The following is a 16,326-nucleotide window of genomic DNA, read 5'->3' as shown; positions in this document are numbered from 1 at the left end:
CAAAAAAAACGGAGAGCGGCACAATAATTAAAAAAACCATAAAGTTATTTTTAATAATTATCTTTAAATCAACTAAAATTCTTTGTGCAATGAAGCAAAAATTATTTTACGCTCTGGTATCATTACTGATGCCGTTCATGGCTTTTTGCCAGAACGGAAATGTTCAAAATGCCAACATACCCAAAGATGCCCCGGTAGATGTGAAGATGACGGACTTCAGGAATAACATCCTTCCCCACGAGATCGTTATTTTCAGAAGTTTTGCGAACGGAAGGGAATACCAGGGATTAACGGATTCAACCGGGAGATTCTCTGTGCGGCTTCCGGCAGGAGATAAGTACGAGCTGTTCATTCTCGGGTTCAAAGACTCTACCAGTTATAATGTGCTGGATATTCCAGCCTTAACAGGAAATGCCTATTATAAGAATCCTTTTAAAATAGATATCCAGTTCCTGCCGGCAAAGAGCTTTGTGCTGGAGGATTGTAATTTTGAGACCGGCAAAGCCGATCTTTTACCTGAAGCATTTCCGGTGCTGGATGAACTGGTTTCGTACCTGGTGAGAAAAGAAGATGAGCGGATCGAGATACAGGGCCACACCGACAATGTAGGCACGGCAAAAAGTAACCAGGTATTGTCTGAAGCAAGGGCCAACACGGTGCGAAACTATCTTATCGCCAAAGGGATCGATCCAAACAGGTTAACGGCCAAAGGATATGGTTTTACTGTGCCTGTAGCCGATAACAAAACAGCCGAAGGCCGGGCGCAGAACCGGAGAACAGAAGTCAAGATACTGGAATAATGACCGGGATAAAACAGGTCGCAAAAAAAACATCCGCCAACCGGCGGATGTTTTTTATTTTAAGAACGGGTGATCTCTTATTCGGCTTTTGGGGCTTCTTCAGAGGAAGCAGCGCTGGCTGCATCACTGTCCATTTTGGCTTTAAGATCAGCTAAAACACCCAGGTCGCCTAAAGTTGATTTCTCCACTTTGCTTTGCAGGGTCTTAACCGCTTTCTTTGTTACCTCGGCTTCCGCTTTCTTTTCTTTCATCACCGCCTGTTTTTCTTCTTCAATTACCTGTTCCCACAAACGGGTGTGGCTTAAAACGATGCGCTTGTCGTTGCGGTCAAATTCAATGACCATGAATTTTGCAATTTCATCGGCAACAATGGTCTTACCGTCTTCCTTCATCAGGTGGCGGGCAGGGGCAAAACCTTCCAGTCCGTAAGGCAATTGAACAATGGCGCCTTTATCGTCTTTCCGGATAACCGTACCCTCATGGATACTTCCTACCGGGAAAGTTGACTCCAGGGTATTCCAGGGGTCTTCTTCGATCTGCTTGTGGCCCAGCTGCAGTTTGCGGTTATCTTTATCAATGTTCATGATCACCACTTCTATCTGGTTGCCCACTTTTGTGTACTCGTTGGGATTGTTGAAACGTTTCAGCCAGCTCAGGTCGCTGATGTGGATCATACCGCCAATGCCGGTGGTTAATTCAACGAATACGCCGTAGGGGGTAATATTCTTAACAACACCTGTATGTTTGCTTCCTTCCGGGAAAGAAACTTCAATATTGCTCCAGGGATCCTGTGTCATTTGTTTGATGGAAAGGCTCATCTTCCGGGTTTCCTTATCAAGGGTAACAACTTTGGCTTCGTATTCATCGCCCAGCTTAAAGAATTCCTTTGCGTTGATCGGGGTGTTGGCCCAGGTGATCTCACTTACGTGAACCAGTCCTTCAACGCCCGGCATGATCTCAAGGAATGCACCGTAGTCTTCAATGTTTACTACTTTACCTTTCACGATCTCACCTTCTTTCAGGTTTTCTGTAAGGGTATCCCACGGATGCGGGGTCAATTGTTTCAGGCCAAGGCTGATACGTTTTTTATCATCATCAAAATCCAGTACCACCACGTTCAGCTTCTGGTCCATCTTCAGTACTTCGCTTGGGTGGTTGATACGTCCCCATGAAATATCGGTGATGTACAGTAAACCGTCTAATCCGCCCAGGTCAAGGAATGCACCAAAGTCTGTAATGTTTTTGATCGTTCCTTCCAATACCTGGCCTTTTTCCAGTTTACCCATGATCTCTGCCCGTTGAGCTTCAATATCACTTTCAATAAGTGCTTTGTGAGATACTACCGCATTCTTAATGGCTTCATTGATCTTCACCACTTTAAATTCCATTGTTTTGCCAACAAACTGGTCATAATCCGTAACCGGTTTAACGTCGATCTGGGAACCCGGCAGGAAGGTTTCCATGCCAAATACATCCACGATCAGACCACCTTTTGTTTTGCTGGTAACCAGGCCGGTAACAATTTCACCTGTCTTATGCACTTCCACGATCCTCTCCCAGGCACGGGTGGTACGGGCCGACTTACGGCTTAAATTAAGATTACCATCCCTGTCTTCTTTTTCCACAACCATCACTTCCACTACATCGCCTACTTTGATACCGCCGGGAATATCCCTGAACTCGTTCAGAGAGATAAGACCATCGCTTTTAAATCCGATGTTAACAACCGCATCCGTTTTGGTCAGGGATTCAATGGTAGCCATGATCATTTCGCCATCATTGATCTGTTTGAATGTGTTGTCGTAAACATTGTCATACTTTGCTTTTTCATCGGCAGTATAGCTGGTCACATTTCTTTTGTCAACGCTCCAGTCAAAATCATCGTGGGCCGTGGCAAGAGTTTCTACAGGCAAATTTGTTTTCGCAGCAGTTTCTGTGGCTTCACCAACAGAACCTTCCTGTGCATCTGCGTTTAATTGTTTAATAATATTGAATGACATAAAAAACCCGTGGTTTTTAAAACGGGAGGGCGAAGGTAGGCAAAAAATGCCTGATTTCAGGGATAAAACCGGCTCTTTTTGAGGCCTGGCAAAGCGAAAAACCCAATTCTTTCAATATTAAGCGGTTAATTCACAAAATCCCTGATCTCCCAAACCAACCTGGAAGTATTAACCAATTCAATTGGGTGTGGAGTACCCGGAATTATGCATAATTGGGCATTGGGCAGGGTATTAAAAACCTGCCTTGTTTCTTCGGGGCTAACCATCTTATCCCGGTCGCCAAGCATGAGCTTAACAGGGGTCTCAATGGAACCATAGCCGGAAAGTTTCAATGGGTTGTTTAGTCCCATTTCAGTAAGCAGTTGAGCCGTTTTATTTAATAGCTGTTTCCAATCCTGGGGCTGGTGTCTTGTTTTCAATGTTTCAGCAAAGGAGGGCAGTTTTTCCTTAATCTTTTCCGGGTCAAGCATTTTGGTTTCCCTTTCTGCAGTCGCTTCGTCCCAATGAAATTTTGTGGCAAGGGTTATCAGTTTATTTATTCTGCTGGGATGATATTTTGCAAGGTACATACCGACATAACCTCCCATACTGTAGCCGAAAATATTTATGGTATCGATATTCTTTTTAACCAGATGATCAAGCACCTCGTCGGCAAACATGCGGATAGAAAAATTTTCGTCGGGTAAAGCCCTTCCACCGTGCCCGCAAAAATTCATGCTGTGTACGGTGTACTGTTCTTTCAGTTCTTCACGGAGATCATGAAATTGATCCATCGATCCAATGGCCCCGTGCAGTAACAGCAGTTGTTGCATGTATTATAATATTATAAGGCAATATAAAAAAAGTCCCCCGGAATACTCCGGGGGACTGTATAACTAAGTGTTAGTTAGTTTTATTGAACTACTACTCTACACATGGTCAAGCGGTTGCCATTCATGTCACCCACTTCAACCCAGTAAAGTCCTTTTCCACTCTTTCTCAGGTCAACATCCATTCTGTCGTATGGCCTTCCAATGGTATAGAACTGGGTAAGTACCCTGTCGCCATTCGCATTGTAAACCGTAACAGACCTTGGTAATACGTTGTTTGCAACGCTGTAGTACCTGACCTGGAACTGACCACTTGTTGGATTCGGATAGATGAAGCACTTTCCGCTTGCAGAATCCAGTATAGCAACTGAATTAGAAGTGTTGGTACATCCGTTCACATCCATAACCCTTAATGTGTAAAGACCCTGACCGTCAACATCTACGTTCAGTATACCGGTATTGGCACCGGCAACGGCTACACCATTGCGCAGCCATGTATATGTCTGTGCAGCAACCGGAGAAACTGTAGAAGTAAGGGTTGTTGTCAATCCAGGGAATAACCGGGTATAAGGCGCTGCCGAGATCACGATCGTTGGCAACGGATTAACCGTTAAGATAACCTGGAAGGATGTAACACTTGCACAAGGTGCAGCACCGGTTACAACACAACGGTAGAAATAACCGCTCATGCTCACCGGCGGAGCCGTGATAACAAGGGATGCTGAAGTAGCACCGGCATAAACACCTCCATTGGAAATGTTAGTCCATGTATTACCCACATCGGTGCTTACCTGCCACCTGTAGGCAAATGGACCGGAACCTCCAGCCGCAACGGTAAAGGTTGCCACCTTATCGGTACAAACGGTTTGACTAACCGGCTGTGTAGTGATAGTGGTTGGCTGGTTAACCGTTACGGTAACATTTCTTGGAGCAGATGTACAACCCGGAGTCGGGTATTTGAACTCGATACTCCATCCATTGGCTATCTGACCCTGGTCACCGCCTACGTCATCAACTACCATTAATCTCCAGGTACCGTTTGCGTTGGCTGTGTTACCAAACAATGCCAGGGCCGGGTTGGCTTGTGTGAATGCACCCGGACCAGGAGTTGGCCAGGTGTCGCCACCACTACCATCAGCAAAGTTGGTTGGACGATAGGTACCTGTGCCGTTTGCTGCACCTGTTGCCATCGCTGCTCCATTATCACGGAAAGTATACGTAGCATTATTGATTCCTCCGGTACCACCAACGTCTGACATTAATATTACATTTTGTCCGGTTGGTGATTGCAGCAATACATCTATGTCATTGCTCCAGGTATGGCTTAATCCTCTTAAAACAACACTCTCAACACTGACTCCGGATCCTGGTAAACCGCTTACCACAATGTTGGATGGGTAAGGAGTACCGGTACCTGAAGAAGGTATGGTGATCGGAGCCGGGTTACTGAATGTCTGGAATGCATCGAAACCAGAACTACTTACAGTTGCCTGGTAATTGTAAACACCAGAAGGTGTTGGCCTTACCCAAACAGAATCCACCGGCGTACCAGCTACGTAAGGTACGGTTGCATTTGCATCCGAGAATAAACCGGCTGCTGGGGTCCAGATGGTTGGGTTAACCACTGCACCAACATAATATTCAATGTTCAGGCACCATGAAGTGAGTGTTCCCAAGTCAGGAGCACCAGCATCATACATGGCGATTGTCCACTGACCATTAGCCGCAGCGCCTGTCGGAGCCAAAGGACCAATGGTTTGTGTAGTAGGTGCATAACCGGTAGGACCACCCTGAAGGGTGAAACCAAAGGCAACAAAGGTTGCGCCCACGGCGTCGGCCCTGAAAGTACCTGTCCATGGAGCAGTACCGTTGTTAAGCCTGGTCACACCGTTAGACATTATCTTGGTGTTCGTAAAATTAGCACCAGCATTATTGGTTGCATTTAATAATGCATCCAGGTTATAGATCTGTCCGTTTGGAGATCTTAACACGATGATCACGTCACCAACATAAGGGTGGTCGATGTTGATGGTTGCGCCAATGGCAGTGATCACAGCATTGGCCGGAATACCGGAAGCAGTGATGTTTGAAGTGGCTGCACCAGCAGGCGGGTTCGGGAAATTGCCTTCCGGAATCGGAACACTGATCGCACCTGAACAGAACTGCACGGAAGAAGCAACCTGTGAGGAGCTCTTCAGTTTAACGGCAGGATCACCCAGGCACATCGTAACAGAGGCCGGTGTGATGATCGGTGGAGGCGGTGTAAATACCACTCCTACTGTTGCTGTATTAGAGCAACCCGTTGTTCCATCCGTACCGGTAACGGTGTAGATGGTGTTGGTGGTTGGAGCTGCATAAACGGTTGCCAGGTTGGTACCTGTGTAAACCGTTGTCGCAGTGGTATTGGTATATAAACCCGAACCTGTTCCATTCGGTGTCCACACATATGTAGTGGCACCACTTGCAGTTAATGCTGTACCGTTGATACCGGCAACACCACCACAAGTTGGAGTAGTTTGTGCAATGGTAACAACCGGCAGTGCATTTACAGTAAGTATTGCACCTACCGAATTAGCAGCAGGAGGACAGGTACCACTGATCACGCAACGGTAGCGGTAACCGGTCATTGCAGCTGATACAGGGTTAACTGTAAGCGTTGCAGTATTAACACCTGAATAAGGAGTACCATTAGCAAGGTTGGTATAAGTACCACCACCGTTTGTGCTTACCTGCCACTGGTATGTTATACCCTGGCCAGTACCACCAACTGTGAATGTTACACTGGTTCCGGCACAAGCGGTAACATTGCTTGGCTGGCTAGTAACCGCAGGTAATTGGTAAACCTGGATGGTGATCGCTGCTGAAGTCTGGCAACCACCCGGAGCAGTACCAATTACGGTATAAGTCCTGTAGATGATGGAGAAGCAGCAACCGGGTTTGTTGTTGTTGAACTCAACCCTGCAGCAGGAGCCCATAAGAAGGTCCATCCAACTGGTGGAGGTGATGGAGGTATCTGGAAGTTTATTTCATAACCACCATTGATATTTCCAAGATCACCGCCAACCTGATCGTTGGTGAATAATCTCCATGTACCATTCATGTCTCCTGTAAAGGTAGCCAGGTTCGGGTTTATCTGTGTGATCGGTCCAGGACCTGGGGCCGGCCATGTATCAGGGCCAGCTGTGTTAGTAGGCCTGTAAGTACCACTTGGTATATTCAGTACATTCGGAACCGTAGTTGCCGCTGCATTACTGAAAGTAATGGTGGTATTAGACAGGTTATTGCTGCCACCATGATCTGATAACAGGATCACATTCTGACCTGATGGAGATTGTAATACAATGTCAAGGTCAGATGTCCAGGTGTGGTTCATGTTATTCAGCTTAACCGAAGAAACCGTTACACCGGCTACGGGCAGACCAGATACTGCAATAGTTGCAGGATATGGAGCACCAGGACCGCTTGTTCCGGTTCCAGGCACCAGGATCGGTGCAAGGTTGCTGAATGTTTGCGCTCCGGAAGCACCCGTTACTGTTAACAAAGTAGGATCACCGGCGCAAAGCGGACCACTCGGGCTGGCCGTAATTGCTATCGGTGTGATCGTGGCTGGTAAAACGGTGATGTTAACTGTACCACTGTTACCTGTACCTACGCAGCAAGGGTTAGATGCGCTGGTTACGGAAACCAATGTGTATGTGGTATTCACTAACGGTGTAACCGGTATGTAATTACCACTGGTATAGTTGTTCACGTTTAAGTTACCACCCGGGGCTGCATTGAGCACCAGGTTATAGGTATCACCCGGAATGCCGCCCTGTATATCAACTGTTAAGTTGGTAGTGGAACCTGTACAGGTTGTTGGAGGAGCACCCGGTAAAGTGGTTGTATAAACAACGTCATCAATACCGATATAATCCGAGTTTGCTCCTGGAGGGCCACCGCCTTCAACAAAATAGCGGAAGGCAATACGACCGGCCACGCCTCCTGCAGGTAAACCTGATAAAGGAATCGTGAATTTTGTCCAGGAAGTTGGATACCCGGTAGAAGTGTATGTTGGGTTGATATCCAATAACAATGTGGTATAATCTCCAACACTGGTATTGTTTGCACCCACGTTAACACCCTGGTTCGTTGTATTCATTCTTACCTGTAACCTGTCGGGGAATGTACCGTTTGTGGTACGGGTATAGAATGAAAGGGTATCACCGTTCTTCAATGTAACAGCTGGTGCAAACAACCAGTTACTGATTGTAGCTAAAGCAGAAGTGTTGTTGAAGTTTGCTGCGATGTAACCGGGAGGTGTGTTGCCTGGGAATACACCGGTATTACCCTGGAACCAACCTGTTGGTCCAACCGGAAGGCTGAGATTTTGAGAAGCCCAGCCAGCAGGCAAAGGAACTACGGTATTAAATGTCTGGTTAAATACCTGTGATGGAACAGAGGGTCCGAGAACCTGGCTCAGCACAGATGGCCCGATAGGAACGCAAGCCGGCGGAGGCGTACAGGTAAGCCCGGTAACGGTCATGGTATAACCGGTACAGGGAGCTGCAAAAGCAATATTTGCAACAAGGATCACCGTTGCATTGGGAGCAAGGTTGAAAGAAAATGTTACGGTAGTTCCTGCAGTTACCGAACTTGATCCGCCATCAGCGATGCGGTTGGTGCAAAGCGCTGTGGGACTGAAGCTGCCAAGATAGGCGCTTACAAAAACGTCACCGGTCTGTCCTGCAGCTACACCATAAACTACCGTTACACACTGGGGTGCACAGGTAAGGTTCTGCATGGTGTAGGTGTCGTAGAAGAAGCCCGAACCTGCAAAAGGAGTACCGCAGGCTGTTGGCGCAGCACAGGTAGATGCAACACCGCTCCGGAATGGACGGCCGTTATTCATCTGTGGGTCGCCTGCCACCAGTGCACCTGTGAACACACAAACATCGTTCACGATGTTTGATGTAGGTACGGTAGGAGGTGTGTTCAGGATGCCTTCGCCCTGAATTTGCTTAACGGCAGCAATTTTTTCGGCATACTGCCTGTTGAGGGCAGGCACATCCGTTGGCGTTGCTTCAACAGCCTGCAACTGGCTTCCCGTGGCGCCGGCCAGATGTTTGGCCAGCCTGGGAGTTGGCGTGACAACAGTAGATTGTGCTTTCCTGCCATCTTTCTTGGCCGGAGGTACAACATCCTGTGCACTCGTGACATAAAATGAAGTGATCAAAACAAGAACCGGAAGGACTGTTTTGAGCAACAACACTTTAAGGTCTCTTAAAGTAGTTTTTTTGTGCATAATAAATGTTTTAGTTTGGTGAAAATGACTAGCCACATATACCGGACAGGTATACCGGTAACTGCAGCTAGTTGAAAGATGCTTAAAGGTAATAACTTTAACTTTAAATTAGCTAATTTCCCCCCCTTTTTTTTAAGTCATGATTCCCCGGGTGGCCCGGAGCACTTTTTTGACCTGGAATATTCATCCAATAAGGGATTGACCTGGAAATTAGAGAAGGAAGAACATTGCAGGCATCAATTGCTATTCAAAGAAAAATGCCCCGATACGGGGCATTTTTCATGTGCTTAAATTTTTAGATAAGGATCCTGCAAGGACCAATGTAAACTATCAGTTTTGCTTTGTTTTTTTAGCTGCAGGTTTGGCTGCTTTTTGAGGGGCAGCAACTTTTTTCACTTCTGGTTCTTTTGCAGAAAGTTCTGCGTCTGTTTTTGGAGTTTCAGTAGCTTTTACCTTTGCCACTTCGCCGTCTGCATTGCTTATAACCGGCTGGTTGGCCTCTTTTTTTGCAGCCGCCTTTTTTGCCTGCATTGCTTCAGAAGATTGTGCGCTGGCAACGGTGCCGAATCCAATCATGATAATGGACGCAAGTAGTAATTTTTTCATCGTGTTTGGTTTATTAAGTTTTAAATAATTTTAGAACGGAAGTCAAATGTATGGTTTTCTGTTTAAAAATAACTCAGCCAAATATACTTTTTTTATATAGCCACCCGGTTTTAATGGATCGGGATTGTTTTCCCGGCAACGGGTTGTCTTTTAGAGCCTGTACAGTTGAATTCAATGGCCGAGATCCATTAATGATGATTCAGTGAAATCATTGAGCGACATCAGTTTAAGATCTGCTGCGGCCCATACCGGCCTGTCATTTTCCGGTGGAGCGGGAATAACCACACATTTCATCCCGGCCGCTTTTGCGGCGATCATCCCGTTGAATGAATCCTCAAAGCAGATGCACTGCCAGGGCAGGGCCGAAAGTTTTTTGGCACAATTCAGGTAAACCTCGGGGTGGGGCTTTCCGTATGAAAGCTCATCGGCAGATGATACCGCTCCCAGGTCAGCATCAATGCCCAGTATCCCGGTTACCACTTCAATAAGAACCGGGGATGATGAAGTGGCCAGGCCGATCGTAAAGCCCCGCTCTTTGAAGAACTCAAAAATGTACGGTACGCCCGGCATGGGTTGCCCTTTTTGCTTTACCAGTTCGGTAACCCGGCTTACAACGATCTTTTCGGCGTCCTCCGTTTGTTTGGCAGGAAGTTTAAAATGGCGGAACCAGAAATTTAAAAACTCCCTGGTGCGTAAACCGGTGGTCGTTGCATATTGTTTATCCGATAATTCAATGCCATAGGTTGCAAACAACTCTTCAGCTGCTTCTTTCCACAGTGGTTCAGAGTCAATAAGCAAACCATCCATGTCGAAAATAACCGTATCCTGTTTCATGGCTGCAAATATACCTAACCCGTGCCCAACCTTTGCAGCATAAAAATGTTAACCGTTCTTTAAATTGATTATGATGTGCAATGCAGATTATATAAATTGCATGAACTAATTTGCTTAAGAAAAGAAATGCAATGAGTACGTGGCTTACCAGGATCAAAGAATCGGCTTTTGTAAAAAAAATCATCTATACGGTTGTCGGCAGTCTTTCTTACCCGGGACTGAATGTGCTGAACAAACTCCAGGTGAACGGGATGGAGAAACTGCAGCAGCTTCCTAAAAAGAATGTGCTTTTTGTAAGCAACCATCAAACCTATTTTGCGGAAGTGATCTGTTTCTTACACATTTTTTGCGCCGTAAGCTGGGGTAAAAAAAGAAAACTGGGCATTCCCTATTACTTACTCTGGCCATATACCCGTATCCAGTTTGTGTCGGCAGAAGAAACCATGAAGAAGAACCTGCTCAGCAAACTGTTTGCATTGGCCGGATCCATTATGGTAAAACGTGTCTGGGTCACCGATGCAAAGGAAGTGCGCAAGGGCCTTGACCCCAGCGATACCCGGAAGATCTCCCGGGCACTGGATAAGAACTGGGTCATCACTTTCCCGCAGGGCACCACCACGCCGTTTGTGCCGGGCCGCAAGGGAACAGCCTTTATCATCAAACATCAAAGACCGGTCGTAGTTCCTGTGGTCATTGACGGATTCAGTACTGCATTCGATAAAAAAGGGCTGAAGCTCATTAAGAAAGGAACCAGGCTTTCTGTAACATTTAAGGATCCCTTGCAGATCGATTTTGAGGATTCAACGGAAAAGATACTGGAAGACATCATGGATGCCATTGAACAAAGTAAAAAGTTCATGCCCGGAAAAGAACAACCGGACTAAGTGACCGGAGCTGATCAGTCTTTTACAAACAACGCTTTCAGTTCGGCGGCTTCCTGCGGTTTCATCTTTCCGCCAAGTATCAGGCGCAACTGTCTTCTTCGTAATGCACCATCAAATAATTTCTTTTCCTCCTCTGTTTCGGGTACCACCTGGTTCACCTTTCTCGGTTTCCCGTTGGGGTCAAGCGAAACAAATGTGTAATAGGCCTGGTTGCTTTTGTAGCGGTATTGTTGTATCGCATCCTCGCCCCACACATTTAAATGCACTTCCATGCTGCTGTTGAAAGCACGGGTCAGCTTTGCTTCTATGTGTACAACGTTCCCGAGTTTTATAGGGCTTTCAAAAGAAATGTTATCCACCGAAGCCGTAACTACGGGAGCGCCGCAGTGCTTCATGGCCGCCAGGGCAGCAGCAATATCCATCCAGTACATGAGCCGTCCGCCCATCAGGTTCCCAAAAGTATTTGTATCATTCGGCAACACCAGCTCGGTCATCACCACCAGCGATTCAACTGCTTTTTTATCCATGGCAGATTTTTTTTTGCAAAGATAAGCGGATTTATTTCCGGTGACGGAACCCGAACGAAAGGATGGCTTTGCGATCACCCGGGATGGCGGTCATTGGATGTTTTGCTCTTTACCAATTTCCGGCAGCAAAAAATATGATATCAATTATGCTTAATTATTTGGCAGTTCGTCTTCGTTTTTCGAATTTCGGTCATTGAATTGCTATATATGAATGATCCAGCTCCGGTTTTTTTCGATAATACAGAATGTGCCTTTGCCGCAAAATCAGACGGTGAATTAAAAAAAGCCCACTTTCTTTTTGGGATGATGGGTAAGCCCTGGCTGGTAAAAGCAGGGCTGAAGATCACGCCCGTTGCCATTAAATGGCAAATACCGCTTACAAAAACGGTGATACGGAAAACGATCTTCCAGCAATTTGTTGGCGGAGAAACCCTGGAAGAAACAGCCCGGGTTGTAAATAAACTGGAAAAATACAAGGTGGAGGTAATATTGGATTATGGTGTGGAAGGTAAAGAAGGGGAAGCGAATTTTGAACACGCACGGGATGAGTTTAAAAAGGTGATCGCGTATGCTTCCACGCAGCCCAATATTCCTTTTATGAGCGTTAAGGTAACGGGCTTTGCACGGTTTGCACTGTTGGAAAAACTGCACGGCATCATGAGCAGCCTTCCCGGCAGCCTGATAAAAAGGTACCTCAACGCGGTAAGCGCTTTATCCCCGGAGGAAAGAGATGAATGGCACCGGGTAAGGCTGCGTACGCAGCAGGTATGTGAAGAGGGGAATAAGAAAAATGTGGGTGTTTTGATTGATGCAGAAGAAACCTGGATACAGGATCCCGTGGACGCCCTCACCATTTTGATGATGGATATATTCAACAGGGAAAAAGCGGTGGTTTATAACACGCTTCAATTATACCGGCACGACAGGCTTCAGTTCTTACGGGATAGCCATGCAGCGGCGGTAGAAAGGGATTTTGTCCTGGGAGCCAAGCTGGTACGAGGTGCCTATATGGAAAAAGAAAGGGCCCGGGCAGCAGCTATGAATTACCAGTCGCCCATACAACCGGATAAAGAAGCCTGCGACCGGGATTACAATGCTGCCGTGGAGTATTGTGTGGAGCATCTTGACAAAATTGCACTCATCGTTGCTTCCCATAATGAACAGAGTAATTTATATACCACCCAACTGCTCGATAAAAAAGGATTGCCCCACAACCACCGGCATGTTCATTTCTCCCAGCTTTATGGGATGAGTGATAACATCACTTTCAACCTGGCCAGGTCCGGTTGCTCGGTAAGCAAGTACCTGCCTTTTGGTCCCATCAAGGACGTGATACCATACCTGATGCGGCGTGCCCAGGAAAACAGTTCCGTTTCGGGACAAACCGGCCGGGAATTGAGCCTGATAAAAAAAGAAATGAAACGCCGGCGTCTATAGCAAGTAGTAATCTGTCTGCAAACAATCCATAACTGGCCTCTTAATATGGATTAAATTATCTTTGACGGATATTCAAATGGTTATACGCCTCATTTTAACTGCCGGACTTTATCTATTCGTCTCTGTCACGCATGGCCAGGTAAGGAGTATTCCCGCCATCAAGATAAGCAAGCCGGTTAAAATTGACGGGTACCTGGATGACGATGCATGGCGGTCCATGGAAAAGACCGGTGACTTCATCACTTCCCAGCCCGTCTTCGGCAGGCCTTCCACCCATAAGACCGATGTAAGGATCGCTTACGACAACACGGCCATTTATGTTTGTGCATATATGTACCAGGACCCGGCAACCATTCGTAAACAGCTTACTGCCCGGGATGTGATCGACCGGCAGGACGTAGACATTTTTGCCGTTGGTTTCGATACCTATCTTGATCATCAGAATGCATTTATCTTCCGGGTAACGGCCGCAAATGTCCAGGGCGATGCCAAACAATCTCAAAGTGGTAGTAATAACGGGGGAGTGGTTACCGACGCCAGCTGGGATGCTGTCTGGGAAAGTAAGATAAATATAAAAGCGGATGGGTGGGTGGCAGAGATCCGGATACCATTAAGCGCTATCCGATTTTCAAATAAAGAGATCCAGGATTGGGGACTGAATTTCGGCCGTTTCACCCGTTCAGAGAATGAGAACAGCATCTGGAGCCCTATCAATCCCAACATCAGCGGTGAACTGAACCAGTGGGGCATCTGGAAGGGCTTAAGTAATATAAAGCCACCGGTCCGTTTATCCTTCCTGCCTTACCTGTCCGGGGGATTCCGGGTATCACCCACCGGCAAGGGGGATGTGACCGAGTTCCTCAAAAGCGGGGGAATGGATGTTAAATACGGCATCAATGAAGGGTTTACTCTCGACATGACCCTGATACCGGATTTTGCCCAGGTACAAAGTGATAATGTATTTCTCAACCTTTCTCCCTTCCAGGTAAAGTTTGATGATTACCGGCCTTTCTTTACGGAAGGAACAGAGCTTTTTAATAAAGCCGGGCTCTTCTATTCACGCCGGATCGGGAATGCACCCGGGCTTGCATCATACGTTTTAAGTGAATACGGGGATAATCCCGATTACCGCATCGTTAAAAACCCGGGTATAACAAGATTGTACAATGCCACCAAAATTTCCGGCCGTACAAAAAGGAACCTGGGTATCGGAATATTCAATGCCGTATCTGCACCCATGTATGCGAAGATACAGAACGTGAATACCGGGAAGGATTCAAGTATTTTAACCGAACCGCTTACCAACTATAATATAATCGTGTTTGACCAGGCCCTGAAGCACCGGTCATCGGTAAGTTTCACCAATACCAATGTGTTGCGCAGGGGCAACAGCCGCAATGCCAATGTAAGCAGCCTGGATATTTCATTGTTTGACAGGCATAACAACTATAATTTCTCCCTTACAAACAGGTACAGTACCATATGGGGAAAGCAAGGCAATAAGAACGGGTTCACCTCGGTGGCCGGGTTTGGAAAAGTAAGCGGTGTGATCCAGTACCGGGCCAATGTGGCCGTGGAAAGTGACCAATACGATCCCAACGACCTGGGGTTCATTCAAAACAACAATTCATTTGAGTACAACGGAAATATAAGTTACAACATCATCAGGCCCACCCGGTATTTTCTCAATCATTCCTACCGGGTTAGTTTCAATAATGTGTACCTGTATAAACCTTTTGAATGGGCAAGTTTCCAGGTGAATGCAAGGGCTTTTTTCCTGTTCAGGAATTTCTGGGACCTGTCCTTTTCTTTTCAAAGCAGCCCGGCCTGGAACAAGGATTATTTTGTTCATTCGAATGTTTACACCGGGTATTTTCTCAGGCGGACGCCTTATTATTATCTTGGTATTGCCGGAAGTTCGGACAGCCGGAAAAAACTTTTTTTCAGCTGGGAGATCGGCGGGGCAGAATCTCCGTTGCCGAAGGATCCTTATTGGGCAAGCAACCTGGGTTTGAGGTACCGCCTCAGCGACAAGCTGCAGTTCAGCGCCAGTATGAATATCCTGCGGGACAGGGGCAACTGGGGCTGGTCATTCATCACCAATCCCGACGGGTCGCCCGTGATCGCCAGGCGTAATGTAAAGACCAATACGGCTGTTTTAAGCGGCCAGTATAATTTCACTTCAAGAATGAACGTGAACATCCGCATGCGTCACTACTGGTCCTTACTCAGCAACACCAATTTTTACAACCTGAAACCGGATGGTTACTGGGATGAAGTTGCCTTCATACCAAACCAGAACCTGAACTTCAACACGTTCAATGTGGATATGTTCTACACCTGGGATTTTTTACCGGGGAGCCGCCTCACCATTGCCTGGAAAAATGCGTTGGGCAGCAATGTGATGATCGATGCCTATGCCAACAGCACCTACATAAAGAACTTTGGCAAGGTGATCGATAATCCGCACAGCAACGAGATCACGGTAAAGATCGTTTACTTTATCGACTACCTGAAACTGCGGAAGCGGCGGGCATAATTTTGACGGATGTTCACATGCTTAACATGGGCTGTTTTGATTTAAGAAACAAACATATTATCTTGTAAAGAAAAAAACTATGAACCAGGAAAACACTACCGATGTTCTGATTGCTGAAGAACCCAAAAAACTGCCATCCGGTTTAAATGTACTGACCATTTTAACGTTTATAGGATCTGCCTGGGAGTTATACAATACCGTATCAAATTTCATTTCCGGGAGAAAGGCCCTGGATGAATTTGAAAAGAACCAGGAAAAACTTGCTGAGGCTCCCGCCTGGGCCAAAAAGCTTGCAGGTCCCGATGTTCATGATATGATGGTAAAGGCCCTTGATAACAAAATACCCCTTTTCATATTTGGCCTGGTGGGTGTCTTGCTATGTGTGTACGGTGCTTTACAAATGCGTAAACTGAAAAAGGAGGGCTATACACTGTGGCTCATTGGTGAAATACTTCCCTGGATAGGTACCATTATCTTCCTGCCGGTGTTCTTTAAAACCATTTTTGCCTACTTCATGATCTTTCCTGTACTGTTTATCATACTGTATACAATACAACGGAAACATCTTGTAAAATAAATGAATAAAAAACCGGAACATTGTTCCGG

12 protein-coding genes are annotated in these 16,326 nt (G+C 46.4%); 5 read left to right on the top strand and 7 right to left on the bottom strand.

The genetic code is table 11. The features are described from left to right. Nucleotides 1-89: 89 nt before the first annotated feature. Nucleotides 90-800: an OmpA family protein gene (locus tag IPJ02_06345; protein ID MBK7375168.1), complete on the top strand. Its 711-nt coding sequence runs from the start codon at nt 90-92 to the stop codon at nt 798-800. Between the two features lie 77 nt (nt 801-877). Here the strand turns inward: IPJ02_06345 and rpsA are convergent, their stop codons facing one another. The 6 genes from rpsA to hxpB form a co-directional block, all read right to left on the bottom strand. Continuing rightward, the gene (rpsA, locus tag IPJ02_06340) at nt 878-2,800 is read right to left on the bottom strand and encodes a 30S ribosomal protein S1 (protein ID MBK7375167.1); all 1,923 of its coding nucleotides are present in this window, start codon (nt 2,798-2,800) and stop codon (nt 878-880) included. A 125-nt stretch (nt 2,801-2,925) separates the two neighbouring features. Next, entirely contained in the window at nt 2,926-3,612 is a 687-nt protein-coding gene (locus IPJ02_06335; GenBank protein MBK7375166.1) for an alpha/beta fold hydrolase, read from the bottom strand. A gap of 80 nt (nt 3,613-3,692) precedes the next feature. Continuing rightward, the gene (locus IPJ02_06330) at nt 3,693-6,596 is read right to left on the bottom strand and encodes a proprotein convertase P-domain-containing protein (GenBank protein MBK7375165.1); all 2,904 of its coding nucleotides are present in this window, start codon (nt 6,594-6,596) and stop codon (nt 3,693-3,695) included. Continuing rightward, nucleotides 6,503-8,893: a choice-of-anchor J domain-containing protein gene (locus IPJ02_06325; GenBank protein MBK7375164.1), complete on the bottom strand. Its 2,391-nt coding sequence runs from the start codon at nt 8,891-8,893 to the stop codon at nt 6,503-6,505. The genes IPJ02_06330 and IPJ02_06325 overlap by 94 nt, the downstream gene beginning before the upstream one ends. 330 nt (nt 8,894-9,223) lie before the next feature. After that, complete coding sequence (locus tag IPJ02_06320; protein MBK7375163.1) at nt 9,224-9,499, bottom strand: hypothetical protein; 276 nt, start codon at nt 9,497-9,499, stop codon at nt 9,224-9,226. 171 nt (nt 9,500-9,670) lie between these two features. Then, the gene (hxpB, locus tag IPJ02_06315; protein ID MBK7375162.1) at nt 9,671-10,333 is read right to left on the bottom strand and encodes a hexitol phosphatase HxpB; all 663 of its coding nucleotides are present in this window, start codon (nt 10,331-10,333) and stop codon (nt 9,671-9,673) included. 131 nt (nt 10,334-10,464) lie between these two features. Here hxpB and IPJ02_06310 point away from each other — a divergent pair, with 131 nt between their 5' ends. Continuing rightward, nucleotides 10,465-11,217: a 1-acyl-sn-glycerol-3-phosphate acyltransferase gene (locus IPJ02_06310; protein ID MBK7375161.1), complete on the top strand. Its 753-nt coding sequence runs from the start codon at nt 10,465-10,467 to the stop codon at nt 11,215-11,217. Between the two features lie 14 nt (nt 11,218-11,231). Here IPJ02_06310 and IPJ02_06305 read toward each other — a convergent pair whose 3' ends face one another. Then, on the bottom strand, nt 11,232-11,744 hold the full coding sequence (locus IPJ02_06305; protein MBK7375160.1) for an acyl-CoA thioesterase: 513 nt from the start codon (nt 11,742-11,744) through the stop codon (nt 11,232-11,234). Nucleotides 11,745-11,951: 207 nt separating this feature from the next. On the opposite strand from IPJ02_06305, the gene IPJ02_06300 reads away from it, so the two are divergent. The 3 genes from IPJ02_06300 to IPJ02_06290 all read left to right on the top strand — a co-directional run bounded on the left by IPJ02_06300 (nt 11,952) and on the right by IPJ02_06290 (nt 16,297). After that, nucleotides 11,952-13,181 (top strand): proline dehydrogenase family protein, encoded by a 1,230-nt coding sequence (locus IPJ02_06300; GenBank protein ID MBK7375159.1) that lies wholly within the window; start codon nt 11,952-11,954, stop codon nt 13,179-13,181. 61 nt (nt 13,182-13,242) lie between these two features. Continuing rightward, complete coding sequence (locus IPJ02_06295) at nt 13,243-15,720, top strand: carbohydrate binding family 9 domain-containing protein (protein MBK7375158.1); 2,478 nt, start codon at nt 13,243-13,245, stop codon at nt 15,718-15,720. Between the two features lie 79 nt (nt 15,721-15,799). Then, nucleotides 15,800-16,297: a hypothetical protein gene (locus tag IPJ02_06290; GenBank protein ID MBK7375157.1), complete on the top strand. Its 498-nt coding sequence runs from the start codon at nt 15,800-15,802 to the stop codon at nt 16,295-16,297. Nucleotides 16,298-16,326 lie beyond the last annotated feature (29 nt).

The sequence above is a fragment of the Chitinophagaceae bacterium genome, assembly GCA_016710165.1.
Classification (GTDB): domain Bacteria; phylum Bacteroidota; class Bacteroidia; order Chitinophagales; family Chitinophagaceae; genus Ferruginibacter.
The sequence above is the reverse complement of the archived record's forward strand: the minus strand, read 5'-3'. Positions and strand labels throughout refer to the sequence as shown.